15 protein-coding genes and 4 tRNA genes are annotated in these 15262 nt (G+C 70.1%); 16 read left to right on the top strand and 3 right to left on the bottom strand.

Annotation, left to right across the window (positions count from 1 at the left end; all coding sequences use genetic code 11):
• The first annotated feature begins 50 nt into the window (after nucleotides 1-50).
• From zapE to ABD705_RS12720, 3 genes are all read left to right on the top strand, one after another.
• Nucleotides 51-1013: a cell division protein ZapE gene (gene zapE, locus ABD705_RS12730; protein ID WP_344784287.1), complete on the top strand. Its 963-nt coding sequence runs from the start codon at nucleotides 51-53 to the stop codon at nucleotides 1011-1013.
• A 116-nt stretch (nucleotides 1014-1129) separates the two neighbouring features.
• Nucleotides 1130-2482 carry an ammonium transporter gene (locus ABD705_RS12725; RefSeq protein ID WP_344784128.1) on the top strand — a complete coding sequence of 451 codons (1353 nt, stop codon included), beginning with the start codon at nucleotides 1130-1132 and terminating at the stop codon, nucleotides 2480-2482.
• 52 nt (nucleotides 2483-2534) lie between these two features.
• Complete coding sequence (locus ABD705_RS12720) at nucleotides 2535-3086, top strand: type II toxin-antitoxin system PemK/MazF family toxin (RefSeq protein WP_344784126.1); 552 nt, start codon at nucleotides 2535-2537, stop codon at nucleotides 3084-3086.
• Between the two features lie 43 nt (nucleotides 3087-3129).
• On the opposite strand, the gene ABD705_RS12715 is transcribed toward ABD705_RS12720, so the two are convergent.
• Nucleotides 3130-3202, bottom strand: a tRNA-Val gene (locus tag ABD705_RS12715).
• 151 nt (nucleotides 3203-3353) lie between these two features.
• Here ABD705_RS12715 and ABD705_RS12710 point away from each other — a divergent pair.
• From ABD705_RS12710 to ABD705_RS12680, 7 genes are all read left to right on the top strand, one after another.
• Nucleotides 3354-3426 (top strand) — tRNA-Gly (locus tag ABD705_RS12710).
• A gap of 51 nt (nucleotides 3427-3477) precedes the next feature.
• Nucleotides 3478-3551, top strand: a tRNA-Cys gene (locus tag ABD705_RS12705).
• Between the two features lie 36 nt (nucleotides 3552-3587).
• Nucleotides 3588-3659, top strand: a tRNA-Val gene (locus ABD705_RS12700).
• Between the two features lie 84 nt (nucleotides 3660-3743).
• Nucleotides 3744-4922: an acyltransferase family protein gene (locus tag ABD705_RS12695; protein ID WP_344784124.1), complete on the top strand. Its 1179-nt coding sequence runs from the start codon at nucleotides 3744-3746 to the stop codon at nucleotides 4920-4922.
• Between the two features lie 20 nt (nucleotides 4923-4942).
• Nucleotides 4943-5452, top strand: coding sequence for a glycine cleavage system transcriptional repressor (locus tag ABD705_RS12690; RefSeq protein ID WP_344784123.1), 510 nt, complete (start codon nucleotides 4943-4945; stop codon nucleotides 5450-5452).
• Between the two features lie 245 nt (nucleotides 5453-5697).
• A complete protein-coding gene (gene thrS, locus ABD705_RS12685) occupies nucleotides 5698-7626 on the top strand; it encodes a threonine--tRNA ligase (protein ID WP_344784285.1) in 1929 nt (642 codons plus the stop codon).
• Nucleotides 7623-8183, top strand: a complete 561-nt coding sequence (locus tag ABD705_RS12680; RefSeq protein WP_344784122.1) for an HIT family protein — start codon at nucleotides 7623-7625, stop codon at nucleotides 8181-8183. The genes thrS and ABD705_RS12680 overlap by 4 nt, the downstream gene beginning before the upstream one ends.
• 114 nt (nucleotides 8184-8297) lie before the next feature.
• Here the strand turns inward: ABD705_RS12680 and pdxY are convergent, their stop codons facing one another.
• Together pdxY and ABD705_RS12670 are read right to left on the bottom strand one after the other, a co-directional pair.
• The gene (gene pdxY / locus ABD705_RS12675) at nucleotides 8298-9149 is read right to left on the bottom strand and encodes a pyridoxal kinase PdxY (RefSeq protein ID WP_344784121.1); all 852 of its coding nucleotides are present in this window, start codon (nucleotides 9147-9149) and stop codon (nucleotides 8298-8300) included.
• A gap of 74 nt (nucleotides 9150-9223) precedes the next feature.
• Nucleotides 9224-10534: an aminotransferase class I/II-fold pyridoxal phosphate-dependent enzyme gene (locus ABD705_RS12670; RefSeq protein WP_344784120.1), complete on the bottom strand. Its 1311-nt coding sequence runs from the start codon at nucleotides 10532-10534 to the stop codon at nucleotides 9224-9226.
• A gap of 90 nt (nucleotides 10535-10624) precedes the next feature.
• On the opposite strand from ABD705_RS12670, the gene pdxS reads away from it, so the two are divergent.
• The 6 genes from pdxS (at nucleotide 10625) to ruvB (ending at nucleotide 15233) form a co-directional block, all read left to right on the top strand.
• On the top strand, nucleotides 10625-11521 hold the full coding sequence (pdxS, locus tag ABD705_RS12665; RefSeq protein WP_344784118.1) for a pyridoxal 5'-phosphate synthase lyase subunit PdxS: 897 nt from the start codon (nucleotides 10625-10627) through the stop codon (nucleotides 11519-11521).
• Nucleotides 11518-12102 carry a pyridoxal 5'-phosphate synthase glutaminase subunit PdxT gene (gene pdxT / locus ABD705_RS12660; protein ID WP_425562079.1) on the top strand — a complete coding sequence of 195 codons (585 nt, stop codon included), beginning with the start codon at nucleotides 11518-11520 and terminating at the stop codon, nucleotides 12100-12102. The genes pdxS and pdxT overlap by 4 nt, the downstream gene beginning before the upstream one ends.
• Nucleotides 12103-12122: 20 nt before the next feature.
• Entirely contained in the window at nucleotides 12123-12887 is a 765-nt protein-coding gene (locus ABD705_RS12655; RefSeq protein ID WP_344784116.1) for a YebC/PmpR family DNA-binding transcriptional regulator, read from the top strand.
• Between the two features lie 73 nt (nucleotides 12888-12960).
• Nucleotides 12961-13515, top strand: coding sequence for a crossover junction endodeoxyribonuclease RuvC (ruvC, locus tag ABD705_RS12650; RefSeq protein ID WP_344784282.1), 555 nt, complete (start codon nucleotides 12961-12963; stop codon nucleotides 13513-13515).
• A 61-nt stretch (nucleotides 13516-13576) separates the two neighbouring features.
• Nucleotides 13577-14197, top strand: coding sequence for a Holliday junction branch migration protein RuvA (gene ruvA, locus ABD705_RS12645; protein ID WP_344784114.1), 621 nt, complete (start codon nucleotides 13577-13579; stop codon nucleotides 14195-14197).
• A complete protein-coding gene (gene ruvB, locus ABD705_RS12640) occupies nucleotides 14190-15233 on the top strand; it encodes a Holliday junction branch migration DNA helicase RuvB (RefSeq protein ID WP_344784112.1) in 1044 nt (347 codons plus the stop codon). The genes ruvA and ruvB overlap by 8 nt, the downstream gene beginning before the upstream one ends.
• Nucleotides 15234-15262: the final 29 nt, after the last annotated feature.

Below are 15262 nucleotides of genomic sequence, written 5' to 3'. Positions count from 1 at the left end.
CTTCGATCGTGCATCTGACCGACCGCCTCCCGGTGGTGACCGGCGATGAGATGGTCGCCGCCCTGGTGCCGCCGCCGCAGTTCGAGGCCGCCACGTTCGACTCGTACCGGCCCGATCCGGAGTATCCGTCGCAGCTGAGCACGAAAGAGACGCTGATCGCGTTCAGCTCGCCGTCAGGGCCCGCGCCGAAGGCGCGGCTGTTCCACCGCGCGAAGAAGCAGGCCGAGCTCAAGCCCGGCGTGTACCTGGACGGCGGTTTCGGGGTCGGCAAGACCCACCTGCTGGCGGCTGTGTACCACGCGACGCCGGCCCGCCGGAAGTACTTCGGCTCGTTCATCGAGTACACGGCGCTGGTAGGGGCTCTGGGCTACCAGAAGACCGTGGAGCTGTTCCGCGGCTCGCAGCTGCTGTGCATCGACGAGTTCGAGCTGGACGACCCGGGCGACACGATGGTGATGACCCGGATGCTGGGAGAGCTGGTCTCAGGCGGCACGAAGCTCGCCGCGACATCCAACACTCCGCCGAACGCGCTGGGGGAGGGCCGGTTCGCCGCGCAGGATTTCATGCGTGAGATCCAGGCGATGTCGGACCGCTTCCAAACCATCCGCATCGACGGCACCGACTACCGGCAGCGCGCCGTGGACGGCGTCGCGCCGGCCCTGACCGCCGACGCCTACGAGCGGGAGCTGGCCGACGCCGCAGGGGCTCAGGCCGTGTCGGATGACGTGTTCGGCGAGCTCATCGCCCACCTCGCACGCGTGCACCCATCGCGGTACCTCCGGCTGATCACCGATGTCGGCCTGATCGGACTGCGCGACGTGACACAGCTGGACGATCAGTCCGCGGCGCTGCGGTTCGTCGCTTTCGTGGACCGCGCCTACGACGCGCAGCTGCCGATCCGCGCCACCGGGCATTCGCTCAGCGACGTGTTCAGCGCGGAGATGCTCGCCGGTGGCTACCGCAAGAAGTACCTCCGGGCGGTCTCGCGTCTGATCGCCCTGACCACCTCGTGAGTCCGGCCCGCTCGCACCGGCGGCGAAACATGATCTTCACATCCACGGGCCGGCTGTAACCGGCGCGAAACATTACTCGCGGTGTGCGGTAACGCGCCGGGAACAGACTGTGCCGCATGGACAGCGGAAATCTTTCCTGGTATCTCGTGGCCACGGCCCTGGTGCTGCTGATGACGCCCGGCGTGGCGTTCTTCTACGGCGGGCTGGTGCGGGCCAAGAGCGTCGTCAGCATGATGATGATGAGCTTCGGGGCGATGGGGATCGTCGCGGTGCTCTGGATCCTGTACGGATTCAGCATGCAGAACGTGTCGACCGGGTGGGTGGGGTTCGTCGGCGACCCGTTCGCCGACTTCGGGCTGGCCGGCCTCGCCTCGGGGGCGAGTTCGAACGTCGACCTGGTCGGCGTGGCATTCGGCGCGACGTTCGCGATCATCACGGTGGCGCTGATCTCGGGCGCGATCGCGGATCGTGCGAAGTTCGGCGCGTGGATGGCGTTCGTGGCGCTGTTCGTCACGTTCGACTACTTCCTGGTCGCCGGGTGGGTGTGGAACCCGAACGGATGGATCGCCACGCTCGGCACGCATCTGGGGCTCTCCGCGAATGTGATCGACTACGCCGGCGGCACCGCGGTGCACATCAACGCGGGTTCGGCGGCGCTGGCGCTGGCACTCGTGCTGGGCAAGCGGGTCGGGTTCAGCAAGCACATCAACAAGCCGCACAACGTTCCGCTGGTGCTGCTGGGTGCGGGGCTGCTGTGGTTCGGCTGGTTCGGGTTCAACGGCGGCGCAGCGGCCACCGGCGGCGGGATCGCGGCATCCGGTTCACCGATCGGACTGATCACGATCAACACGCTCGGCGCGACGGCGGCGGCCATCCTCGGCTGGCTCCTGGTGGAGCGGTTCACCGGCCGCAAGCCGACGGCCGTGGGCGCGGCATCGGGCGCCGTCGCCGGGCTGGTGGCGATCACCCCCGCCTGCGCGAATCTGACGCCCGGATGGGCGCTGCTGCTGGGACTTGTCGCCGGCATCGTGTGCGCCAAGGCGATCGAGCTGAAGTACCTGCTGCGCATCGACGACTCGCTGGACGTGGTCGGCGTGCACCTGGTCGGCGGCCTGCTGGGCACGCTGTATCTGGGCCTGTTCGCCACCGGGACCGGCCTGCTGGTCGGTGGCAACGCCGACCAGCTGATCGTGCAGGCGATCGCCGCGATCTCGGTGATGGCCTTCTCGTTCGGTGTCTCGTGGGTGATCGGATGGAGCATCCAGAAGACGATGGGCTTCCGGATCCGCAGCGAGGACGAGCTGGCGGGCGTGGACACCGTCGTGCACGGCGAGAGCGGCTATGAGTTCCCGGATGGCACGGTCGGCAGCGGGCCGATTCCGATCATCCCGGCTGTGGCGGCCGCGCCGGCCGCGCCGGCCGAGCCGGTGGAGCCGGCCGTGCCGGCGGCCGACCGGGTTCTGAGCTGAGTCGGCTGCCGTCGGGCGGGGCCGGTCCGACGCCGTTCGATAAGGTGACGGGATGAGTTCTGGCGACGGCATCCTTTCCCGAATCCTGCGGCTGCTGGTCGGCGGACAGCGCTCCGGCCGCATCTCGGGGCGCCGGGCGGCACCCCGCTCGAGCCCACCGGCTGATGAGTTCACGCCGGGCCGCGACGGCGGCACCGCGACGCACGAGATCGCGCCGCCCGCTGGAAACGACCTCACGATCGGCTACGCGCCCAAGATCGACGGCGCACCTGATGCCGGCGAGATCGTCTGGACGTGGGTGCCGTTCGAAGAGAACGACGGCCGCGGCAAGGATCGGCCGGTGCTGGTGATCGGCCGGCTCGACCAGGAGCACGTGTACGCGGTGAAGCTGACCAGCAAGGACCATGACGGCGACCGCGAGTTCCTGTCGATCGGGTCGGGCAGCTGGGATTCCGCGGGCCGGCCGTCGTGGGTCGACGTCGACCAGTTCTACCTCGTGCACCGGTACGGGCTGCGCCGGGAGGCGGCGGCGCTGGACCGCGAGCGCTTCGAGAAGGTCGCAGCGGTGCTGCACCGGCGCTACGGGTGGGCCGTCGCGGACTGATCCGCGCGCGCCGGCCGGATGCGCGTGGCGGGGGTGTCGTGGGTGGGCGATGCCGGACTCGAACCGACGACCTCTTCCGTGTGAAGGAAGCGCGCTACCAACTGCGCCAATCGCCCCATGGCCCTGCGGGGCCGAGTATCGATGTTACCGGATGAACGGGGGTTGTTCGAACCAAATCGGTGTGACACGCGCGGGGGATGTCGGGTTTTGCGCAGCGCTTTGGATCGGCTAAAGTCAATTCAGCGCCGGAGAGATCCGATGCGAAATGCGGATGTAGCGCAGTTGGTAGCGCATCACCTTGCCAAGGTGAGGGTCGCGAGTTCGAGTCTCGTCATCCGCTCGAGTGTGAGGATCCTCCCCGGAGGATCACACCGTGGTGTTCGAACCACATGGTGGCGTGGCCGAGTGGCTAGGCACCGGCCTGCAAAGCCGTTTACACGGGTTCGAATCCCGTCGCCACCTCCACTCCCGGCTCGCCGGACAAGTGAACAGCCCGTACGGGCGCGATTGGCGCAGCGGTAGCGCGCTTCCCTGACACGGAAGAGGTCACTGGTTCGATCCCAGTATCGCGCACTCACAAATTGAAACCCCCGGTTCGCCGGGGATTTTCTTATGGTACCCAGCAAGTTCCAACCTGCGGTGGCTAGCGTGAAGCGGATGCCTCCCGCTTCACGTTTGTCTGCTCTCGACGGGCTCCGGGGCATAGCGGCGCTCGTCGTGGTGGTCGGGCATACCTTGTTGGTCTCGCCGTCGATGGCCGCCGCTCTCTACGGGGGCCCGGCAGTGCACAGCCCCCTGCGGTACGCGCTGATCTACACCCCCCTGCACCTGCTGTGGGGCGGCGCCGAGGCGGTCGTGGTCTTCTTCGTGCTCTCCGGATTCGTGCTGGCCCGCGCCATCCGCTCGCGCTCGTTCAGCTGGTACGCCTACTTCCCGTCCCGCATCCTGCGGCTGTACCTGCCGGTGTTCGGCGCGGTCGCCTTCGCCTGCCTGGTGCTGCTGCTGCCGCACGACGGCGCCACCGACAGCCCCTGGCTCACCGGCCGGCCGGCCGGCTACCCGTTCGCCGACATCGTGAAAGACATCACCCTGCTCGGCGGCACCTCGGGCGTGGTCTCACCGCTGTGGACGCTGCGGTGGGAGGTGATCTTCTCGCTGCTGCTGCCGGTCGCAGCCTTCGCGGTGCGGGCGATCCCGGCATGGATGCTGGGGCTGGTATGCATCGTGCTGTCCAACGTCGGCGCCGCCGCGGGCTCACCGGCGCTGCAGTACCTGCCGATCTTCGGCGTCGGCGTCGCGCTGGAAGGCGAATGGGAGCGGATCGGGCGGGTCGTCGCCCGCACCACCCGCCGCCTGGGGCCGCTGGTGTGGACCGCCGTGCTGCTGGCGGCGACGGTGCTGCTGAGCATGCACTGGCTGCTGCTGGCGCCGCTGGGCCACGCCATCACGGTGGTACTCGCACAGACCCCGATCGTGCTGGGCGCGGTGATCCTCGTGATCGCCGCGGTGCACTGTTCGACGGTCCGTCGCATCCTCACCTGGCGGCCGGTCGCGTGGCTGGGCGGCATCTCGTTCAGCCTGTATCTGATCCACGAGCCGATCGTCATCCTGATGGCCAACGTCACCGACAGCATGCGGTGGACGCTGGTCACGGCGGTTCCGCTGGCGCTGCTGCTGGCCTGGCTGTTCTGGATGGTCATCGAGCACCCCGCGCACCTGATCTCCCGCAGCGTTCGGGCCCATGCGACGCCGCCGCAGCCCGAGCCGGCACCGGCGGCATCCGACGACGACACGCCATCGCGCAGCGAGGCGGATCGGGCCCCGGTGCACGCGTAGCGGCGCAGTAGGCTCGCGCTATGGCTTACCTCGTGCTCACCGTGGTCGGTGACGACCGCGCCGGAATCGTGCAGACCCTCGCCGAAGTCGTCGCCCGGCACGGCGGCAACTGGGAGCGCAGCGAGCTCGCCGAACTCGCCGGCGCCTTCGCCGGCATCGTGCTCGTCGAGATCGCAGACGACAAGCGCGACGGCCTCGCCGAAGCGCTGAGCGATCTCGAGGGCACGCTGCACGTCACGCCCTACCACGGGCCGACGCAGACCGCCCCGGCACAGGGAGAGGAGGTCACCTTCACCGTGCTCGGCAACGACCGCCCGGGCCTGGTCCGCGACGTCACCCGGGCGGTGGCCGCCGGCGGGCTCACCATCGACCGGCTGACCAGCCGCACCGCGCCGGCGCCGATGTCCGGCGGCGAGCTGTTCGAGGCCACCGTGACCGCGCGGGCCGCCGCCGGTGCCGATGTGGCCGCCGCGGTCGATGCGCTGGAGAAGCTCGCCGGCGAGATCCAGGTCGATCTGACCGTCGCCTGACGCGCGCGATGCCCGCGACTAGAATCGGAGGCATGGAACTCGTGCAGGTGTGTGCGGCGGACGTCGCGGCATCCGGCGCGCGAACGCTGTAGGCCCGAGCGGGCAGCGCGCTGCGGCGTCGCGAAGCTGAGCCAACCCGAGCCACACCACCTGGAGATCTGCCTGTGACTGACGTCGTCAACCCGTCGGACGTGACCTACCCCGCCGACGGCTTCGCCCTGTTCCCGGACCGCTCGGTCGTCGCGATGCGCGTGGGCGGGGTGCTGGTCGACCTGGCCACGACGGTCGCCGCGACCGATGCCGTCGAGCCGGTCACCCTCGACAGCCCCGACGGGCTGAACATCCTGCGCCACTCCACGGCGCACGTGCTCGCACAAGCCGTGCAGCGCGTCCGGCCGCAGACGAACCTCGGCATCGGCCCGCCGATCACCGACGGCTTCTACTACGACTTCGACGTCGCAGAGCCCTTCACCCCCGAAGATCTCAAGGCCATCACGAAAGAGATGCAGCGCATCGTGCGCGAGGGCCAGCGCTTCGTCCGCCGCGTCGTCACCGACGACCAGGCCCGTGCGGAGCTCGCGAACGAGCCGTTCAAGCTCGAGCTGATCGACCTGAAGGGCCCGGCGGCCTCGAAGACGGAGGGCGCCAGCGTCGAGGTCGGCGGCGGCGAGCTGACCATCTACGACAACGTCAGCCGCGACGGCGAAACGGTGTGGAAAGACCTCTGCCGCGGTCCGCACCTGCCCAGCACCCGCATGATCGGCAACGGCTGGGGTCTGACCCGGGTCGCCGGCGCGTACTGGCGCGGCAGCGAGCACAACCCGCAGCTGCAGCGCATCTATGGCACCGCGTGGGCCACCAAGGACGAGTTGCGCGACTACCAGGAGCGGCTGGCCGAGGCCGCCAAGCGCGACCATCGGCGTCTGGGCAAGGAGCTGGACCTGTTCAGCTTCCCCGACGAGATCGGCTCGGGCCTGAGCGTCTGGCACCCCAAGGGCGGCATCATCCGCCAGGAGATGGAGCAGCACGCGCTGCGCCGGCACCGCGAAGCCGGGTACAGCTATGTGTACACGCCGCACATCACCAAGAAGGACCTGTTCCTGGAGTCCAACCATCTCGTCACCTACAAGGAGGGCATGTTCCCGCCCATCCGGCTGGACGAGGAGCGGGATGCCGACGGCAACATCACCAAGGCGGGCATCGACTACTACCTGAAGCCGATGAACTGCCCGATGCACATCCTGATCTACCGTGAGCGCGGGCGCAGCTATCGCGACCTGCCGATGCGGCTGTATGAGAACGGCACTGTCTACCGGTACGAGCTCTCCGGCGCGCTGCACGGGCTGACCCGGGTGCGCGGGTTCACGCAGGACGACTCGCACCTGTTCGTCACCCCCGACCAGTTGGAGGACGAGGCCACCAAGGTGCTCGACTTCGTGCTGTCGATGCTGCGCGACTTCGGCCTGACCGAGTTCGAGCTCGAGCTGTCGATGCGCGACGACGAGAAGTCGAAGTGGATCGGCGACGAGGAGCACTGGACGATGGCGACCGACGCGCTGCGCACGGTGGCCCGCGCGTCCGGCCTCAAGCTGACCGAGATCCCCGGCGAAGCGGCGTTCTACGGCCCCAAGATCGACCTGAAGACCCGAGACGCCCTCGGGCGCATGTGGCAGCTGGCCACGGTGCAGCTGGACTTCAATCTGCCCGAGCGGTTCGGCCTGGAGTACACCGGCCCCGACGGCGATAAGCACCGGCCGGTGATGATCCACCGCGCCCTGTTCGGCTCGATCGAGCGCTTCTTCGCGATCCTGCTCGAGCACTACGCCGGGGCGTTCCCGGTGTGGCTGTCACCGGTGCAGGTCGTCGGCATCCCGGTCGCCGAGGAGTACGCCGACTATCTGGATGAGATCGTCGCCCGGCTGCGCGCGGACGGCGTGCGGGCCGAGGTCGACCACAGCGACGACCGCATGCAGAAGAAGATCCGCACGCACACGACGCAGAAGGTGCCGCTACAGCTGATCGCCGGCGAGGCCGACCGGGCCGGCGGCACCGTGTCGTTCCGCTTCCGCGACGGATCGCGGCGCAATGGCGTGCGGGTCGACGAGGCAGTGGCGCTGATCCGCCGCGCGATCGACGGCAAGGTTCTGGTCAACGGCGCCGAGGATCTGGCGTGACCGAGTCGGATGCCGCGGCCGAGCAGGTCGCGGATCTGGTGGCCGCGAGCGAGCTGGCGGGGGTGCCCGACGAATTCCAGCGGCTGTGGACGCCGCACCGGATGGTCTACATCCAGGCCGGCGCCGCCCCGATGCACGCCGACTGCCCGTTCTGCGCGGCGCCGCACAAGAGCGACGAAGACGGGCTGATCGTGCACCGCGGGACGACCTGCTACGCGCTGCTGAACCTGTTCCCGTACAACTCGGGGCATCTGCTGGTGTGCCCGTACCGGCACATCGCGACCTACGATCAGGCGACCCCCGCAGAGGTCGCCGAGATCGGTGCGATCACGCAGCACGCCATGGAGGTGCTGCGCCGCGTGTCGCGCTGCGACGGTTTCAACATCGGCATGAACCAGGGCCGGGTCGCCGGCGCCGGCGTCGACGAGCACCTGCATCAGCACATCGTGCCGCGCTGGGACACCGACGCGAACTTCTTCCCGATCATCGCCAAGACCAAGGCGCTGCCGCAGCTGCTGGGCGAGATCCGCCGAGCCGTCGCCGACGCCTGGGGCTGACTCTCGGGCGCGTCGGGGTGCGCCAGCCCGCGGTGAGAACCCGCCGAGAACGCGCACACTGCGCGGCCGGGCAGCATGGGGCACAGTGTGCGCGTTCTCGACGGGGTGCGAACCTCAGCGCACCTGGGCGACCTCGAACTGCATGCGCGGGTGCGCGTAGGACTCCTGCGCCGCCACGAGCTGCAGCTCACGCTGGCCCGAGGCATGCGTGCGCTCGAGCAGGTCGAACACGCTCGACACGGTGCGCGCCAGCGCGGCGGCGGCATCCCGGCCCTGCACATAGTGCGCCGTGAACAGGGCCGCCGTCACATCGCCCGAGCCGTTGGCCTTCAGCGGCAGCAATGGGGTGCGCACGATCCACGCGCCGGCATCGTCGACCGCGAGCATCTCGATCGTGTCGGCGGGGCGGTCGGGCCGCTCCACGCTCGTGACCAGCACGGTGCGCGGCCCCAGCGCCCGCACCGCGTCGGCAGCGGCCAGCGTCGACTCCAGCGTGTCGGGCTCGGTGCCGGTCAGATACCCCAGCTCGAACTGGTTGGGCGTGATGATGTCGGCCGCCGGCACCACCTTCTCGCGCAGCAGGTCGGGGATCGCCGGCGCCACGAAGCAGCCCGACTCGGCGTTGCCCATCACCGGGTCGCACGCATACACGGCCGCGGGGTTGGCCGCCTTGACCTGGGCGACGGCCTCGAGGATCACGTCGGCGATGCCCGTGTCGCCTTGATATCCGCTGAGCACGGCGTCGATCTGGCCGAGCACACCGCGCTCGGCGATGCCGGTGATGACATCCCGCACGTCGTCGGGACTGATCATCGGGCCGCGCCACGCGCCGTACCCGGTGTGGTTGGAGAAGTTGACCGTGTACACCGGCAGCACGTCGACGCCGATGCGCTGCAGCGGAAAGACGGCGGCCGAGTTTCCGACATGGCCGTAGGCGACGGCCGACTGGATGGAGAGGATCTGCACCGATCGATCATGTCATCCGCGCGGCCGGCGGCGCACACCGCCGCACACCGCCGCCCGCCGCCCCGTCGCGCCCGCTACGCCGCGACGGCCACGGCCGCCGCCAGATCCGCGGCCAGGCGCCGGGCATCGGCGTCGTCGAGGTCGTGCACCGTCAGTCGCAGATGGTGCGAGTCGGTCGCCTCGAGCCGGAACTCGTCCCCGGTGCGCGCGAGCCACCCGCGGCGCATCAGCTGCTCCGAGACCGACCGCGCCGAGGCCGGCACCGCGACCCAGAGGTTCAGGCCGTCGCCGGCGGCGGCATCCAGTCCTTGCACGCGCAGCAGCTGGGCGAACGCCTGCGCCCGCTGCGCGTAGTGCACGCCGGCGGCGGTGATCTGCGCCCTGGCATCGTCGTCGACCAGCAGCGCGTGGGTCAGGCGCTGCAGCAGATGGCTCACCCAGGTCGTGCCGGGGCTCAGCCGCAGCGCCAGGCGCTCGGCGGTCTGCGGGTCGGATGCCGTGACGGCCAGGCACATGTCGGGGCCGAGGAACTTCGACACCGACCGCACCAGCGCGAACCGGCGGTGGCCGGGTCCCACGATGCTGTGGAACGGCTGCTGCGACAGCAGCGAGAAGTGGTCGTCTTCGATCACCAGGACGTACGGGTGGTCGGCCAGCACGGCGCGCAGGTCGGCGGCACGGCGATCCGACAGGCTCGCGCCGGTCGGATTCTGCGCGCGCGGCGTGCACACCACGGCGCGCACCCCCTGTGCCAGGGCGGCGGTCAGGCCCGCGACGGTCATCCCCTCCGCGTCGATGGGCACCGGGACGGTGCGGTAGCCGCCCAGGCGGGCGGTCTGGATGCCGGCGAGCCAGCACGGATCCTCCAGGGCGACGGCATCGCCCTGGGTCAGCGCCTGCGCGAGCAGCCGCTCCACGGCGTCCACCGCCCCGGAAGTGATCGTCAGCCGGAACTCGCGCGGCGCCAGATCGGCCGCCAGCCAGTCCTGCGACCACTCCGCGAGTGCCGCGTCGATGACCGGCTCGCCGTACAGCACGGGACGGCCCATCACCGCCGGCAGCGCGGCGGTCGGGTCGGGGATGAGCGTGGGATCCGGGTTGCCGGTGCCGACATCGCGCAGCACCGTGCCGGCGGCGAACCCCTCTTGGGCCAGCGGTGCCGGGTCGGCGATTCGGGTGCCGCCGCGCCCGAGGGTCTGCACCAGCCCCGCAGTCGTGAGCTGCCGGTAGGCGGCCGCGACGGTGTTGCGGTTCACGCCGAGGTGCTCGGCGAGTGTGCGCACCGGCGGCAGCGCGTCGCCCGCACGCAGCTGCCCGCGCTCCCGCAGATCGCGCACGCTGTCGGCGATCTCGGTCGCGGTGCTGCCGGCGATCGGACTGTTCATGAGGCCTCCTGCTGACGACTGTACGCGGACGTGGTAAATTTTGGCATAGGCCAATGTTTCCGATTGGCTCCCCAGACGAAAGGTGTCATCGTGGCAGACGAGACTCGCACCGCCGGATCCGCACGCGTCAAGCGCGGCCTGGCCGAGATGCTCAAAGGCGGCGTCATCATGGACGTCGTCACCGCCGAGCAGGCGAAGATCGCCGAGGACGCCGGCGCCGTGGCCGTCATGGCGCTGGAGCGCGTGCCCGCCGACATCCGCGCCCAGGGCGGCGTCTCGCGGATGAGCGACCCGGACATGATCGACAGCATCATCGCCGCCGTCTCGATCCCGGTGATGGCGAAGGCCCGCATCGGCCACTTCGTCGAGGCGCAGGTCCTGCAGGAGCTCGGCGTCGACTACATCGACGAGTCCGAGGTGCTCTCGCCCGCTGACTACGTGAACCACATCGACAAGTGGAACTACACCGTGCCGTTCGTGTGCGGTGCGACCAACCTGGGTGAGGCGCTGCGGCGCATAGGCGAGGGCGCCGCGATGATCCGCTCCAAGGGCGAGGCCGGCACCGGCGACGTCTCCGAGGCCACCAAGCACATCCGCAAGATCACGAGCGAGATCAACGCCCTGCGCTCGATGACCAAGGACGAGCTGTACGTCGCGGCCAAGGAGCTGCAGGCGCCGTATGAGCTGGTCGCCGAGGTCGCCGCCACCGGCACGCTGCCGGTCGTGCTGTTCGTCGCCGGGGGAGTGGCCACCCCGGCCGACGCCGCCATGATGATGCAGCTGGGCGCCGACGGCGTGTTCGTCGGGTCGGGCATCTTCAAGTCCGGCGACCCGGTCGCCCGAGCCGCGGCGATCGTGAAGGCCACCACGTTCTATGAGGACCCGAAAGTCGTCGCCGAGGTCTCGCGCGGCCTGGGTGAGGCGATGGTCGGCATCAACGTGTCGGACCTGCCGGCACCGCACCGCCTCGCCGAGCGCGGCTGGTGACACCGCCCCGCATCGGAGTGCTCGCGCTGCAGGGCGATGTGCGCGAGCACGTCCGCATCCTGGACGGGCTGGGAGCTGAAACCGTGCTGGTGCGCCGGCCCGAAGAGCTCGCGCGCGTGCAGGCGCTGGTCATCCCCGGCGGCGAATCCAGCGTCATGGACAAGCTGTCGCGCACGTTCGGCCTGCGCGAGCCGATCCGGCACGCCATCGCCGCGGGCCTGCCGGTGTTCGGCACGTGCGCGGGGCTGATCCTGCTGGCAGACCGGATCACCGACGGCATAACGGGCCAGCAGACCTTCGGCGGGCTGGATGTCACGGTGCGGCGCAACGCGTTCGGCAGCCAGGTCGATTCGTTCGAGACGGACCTGGACGTGCCGGCGGTCGGCGCCGAACCGGTGCACGCCGTATTCATCCGCGCGCCCCTGGTGGAAGACGCCGGTCCGGATGTGGAGACCCTCGCCGCACTGGCGGACGGCACCGTCGTGGCGGTGCGCAGCGGCAACCTGATGGGCACATCGTTCCACCCCGAGATGAACGGCGAGACCCGCTTCCACAGCCTGCTGCTCAAGATGTCTCGCTGACATTCCGTACACTGGGGTATATGTCCGGCCACTCCAAGTGGGCGACGACCAAGCACAAGAAAGCCGTCATCGACAGCCGCCGCGCCAAGTCGTTCGCCAAACTCATCAAGAACATCGAAGTCGCGGCCAAGATGGGCGGTGCCGATCTTGCCGGCAATCCGACCCTCTATGACGCCGTCCAGAAGGCGAAGAAGACCTCGGTCCCCAACGACAACATCGACCGCGCCATCAAGCGCGGCGCGGGCGTCGGCGGCGAATCGGTCGACTACCAGACGATCATGTACGAGGGCTACGGCCCGTCCGGGGTGGCGCTTCTGATCGAGTGCCTCACCGACAACAAGAACCGCGCCGCGGCCGAAGTGCGCACCACGCTCAGCCGCAACGGCGGCACGCTGGCCGACCCCGGCAGCGTCTCGTACAACTTCAGCCGCAAGGGCGTCATCGTCGTCTCGGGCGAGGGCACCACCGAGGACGATGTGCTGATGGCGGCCCTGGAGGCCGGCGCCGAAGAGGTCGAGCCGCATCCGGACGGGTTCGAGGTGCTCACCGAGGCCGGTGAGCTGGTCTCCGTGCGCGCGGCCCTGCAGGCCGCGGGGCTGGACTACGAGTCCGCCGACATCGAGTTCGTGCCATCTCTGAAGGTCGACATCGACGTCGACACGGCGCGCAAGGTGTTCCGCATCATCGACGCGCTCGAGGACAGCGACGACGTGCAGAACGTCTACAGCAACTTCGGGCTCACCCCCGAGGTGCAGGCCGAGCTCGAGGCCGACACGGACGACTGACCGACCCCGCGGGCGTGGCCTGCGGCCGCGGCCTGCGGCCGGCACCTAGGCTGAGTGCGTGGCTGGCCGACGGATGCGCGTGATCGGGATCGACCCCGGGCTCACCCGCTGCGGTGTGGGGGTGGTGGATGTCGCCCCCGACCGGTCGGCCCGGCTCGTGCACGTCGGTGTCGTGCGGTCGGCTCCGGATGCCCGCATCGAGAAGCGCCTGCAGACCATCGCCGCCGGCATCCGCGCCGCGCTCGAGGAGTTCATGCCGGATGTGCTGGCGGTGGAGCGCGTCTTCGCCCAGCACAACCGCAACACCGTGATGGGCACGGCCCAAGCCAGCGGCATCGCACTGCTGCTGGCGGCCGAGCACGGCATCCCCGCCGACACGCACACCCCGACCGAGGTGAAGGCGGCCATCACCGGCTACGGCGCCGCAGACAAGCTCCAGGTGCAGACCATGGTCGCCCGCATCCTGCGGCTGGACGAGCTGCCCACCCCCGCAGACGCCGCCGACGCCCTGGCGCTGGCGCTGTGCCATGCGTGGCGCGGGCCGTCGGCCGCGGCGGCAGCGCCTGCCGGCGCACTGACGCCCGCCCAGCGCGCGTGGGCGGACGCGGAGCGGGGCGCGCGTCGGTGAGCGAGTCGGCACGATGCGTGTCGCTAGAACAAATGTCCGACACGCCTCGTAGGCTGGTGGCATGATCTCTTCGTTGCAGGGGACCGTTCTGCATGCCGGCGCCGACGTCGTCGAAGTCGACGTGGGCGGCATGGGCTTCACCGTCGCCGTGCCGCCCGACGTCGCCCGATCGGCGCACGTCGGTGAGCGCATCCGCCTGCACACCTCGCTGATCGTGCGGGAGGACGCGCTGTCGCTGTACGGGTTCGCGCAGCGTGCGGAATGCGCGCTGTTCGGCATACTGCTCGGCGTGACCGGCGTGGGGCCGAAGTCGGCGCTGGGCGTCCTTTCCGCACTCGATGTCGATGAGATCGCACAGGCCGTGGCCGACGACGACGACGCGCCGTTCCGGCGCGTATCGGGCATCGGCCCGAAGACGGCCAAGCTGATCGTGGTGCAGCTGGCCGGCAAGCTCGCCCCACCCGCGCCCGGCGGTTCCCCAGCGGCCGGCGCGCCGCAGGCCGTCAGCGCCCGGGTGGTCGCGGCGCTGGTCGGGCTGGGCTGGTCGGACCGCATCGCCGCCGACGCCGTCGCGCGGGTCGCCGCAGAGGCCTCGGCAGCCGAACTGGCGCAGGTGCCGACGATGCTGCGCCTGACCCTGGCCCAGCTGGGTCCGGCCCGGGCGGAGGCCGGCCGTGGCTGAGTTCGATCCCGAGGTGCTCGTGCCCGAGGCGCTCGATGAGACCGAGCTCGCGATCGAGGGGGCGCTGCGGCCCGGTTCGCTGGCGGAGTTCATCGGACAGCAGAAGGTGCGCGGCCAGCTGCAACTGCTGCTGGACGCGGCGCGCATCCAGCAGCGCCCGGCCGACCATATCCTGCTCGCGGGCCCGCCGGGCCTGGGCAAGACCACGCTGGCGATGATCGTCGCGCACGAGAGCGGGCGGGCCCTGCGGATGTCCAGCGGCCCCGCCATCCAGCACGCCGGCGACCTGGCCGCGCTGCTGTCGAGCCTGACCCCCGGCGAGGTGCTGTTCATCGACGAGGTGCACCGGATGGCGCGCTCCGCCGAGGAGATGCTGTACCTGGCGATGGAGGACTTCCGCATCGACATCATGGTCGGCAAGGGCGCCGGCGCCACCAGCATCCCCCTCGATCTGGCACCGTTCACCCTGGTCGGGGCGACCACCCGGTCGGGACTGCTGCCCAATCCGCTGCGCGACCGCTTCGGATTCACCGCGCACCTGGAGTACTACGAGCCCCGGGAGCTCGAGCAGGTCGTCGCCCGGTCGGCGTCGATGCTCGATATCGCCCTGCCGCAGGCGGCGCGCGCCGAGATCGCCCGGCGCTCCCGCGGCACACCCCGCATCGCGAACCGGCTGCTGCGACGGGTGCGCGACTACGTCGTCGTGCACGGCTCGGACCCCGGCGGCGTCGTCGCCACGAGCACGGTGGATGCGGCACTGGAGCTGTACGACGTGGATGCCATCGGTCTGGATCGCCTCGACCGGGCGGTGCTGGATGGCCTGATCCGCCGCTTCCGCGGCGGGCCCGTCGGGCTGAACACGCTGGCGGTGACGGTGGGCGAGGAAGCCGAGACCATCGAGTCCGTCGTCGAGCCGTACCTGGTGCGGATCGGCTTCATGGGGCGCACACCGCGCGGCCGGATCGCAACGCCGGAGGCATACCGGCACATGGGGATCGCGCATCCGGACGGGGCACTGAGACTCGATGACCTATAATCGCTGAAGGCTTTCCCCCAACCCTCTTC

It is taken from the genome of Microbacterium kribbense (assembly GCF_039537285.1).
Classification (GTDB): domain Bacteria; phylum Actinomycetota; class Actinomycetes; order Actinomycetales; family Microbacteriaceae; genus Microbacterium; species Microbacterium kribbense.
This window is presented reverse-complemented; position numbering and strand designations above follow the sequence as displayed.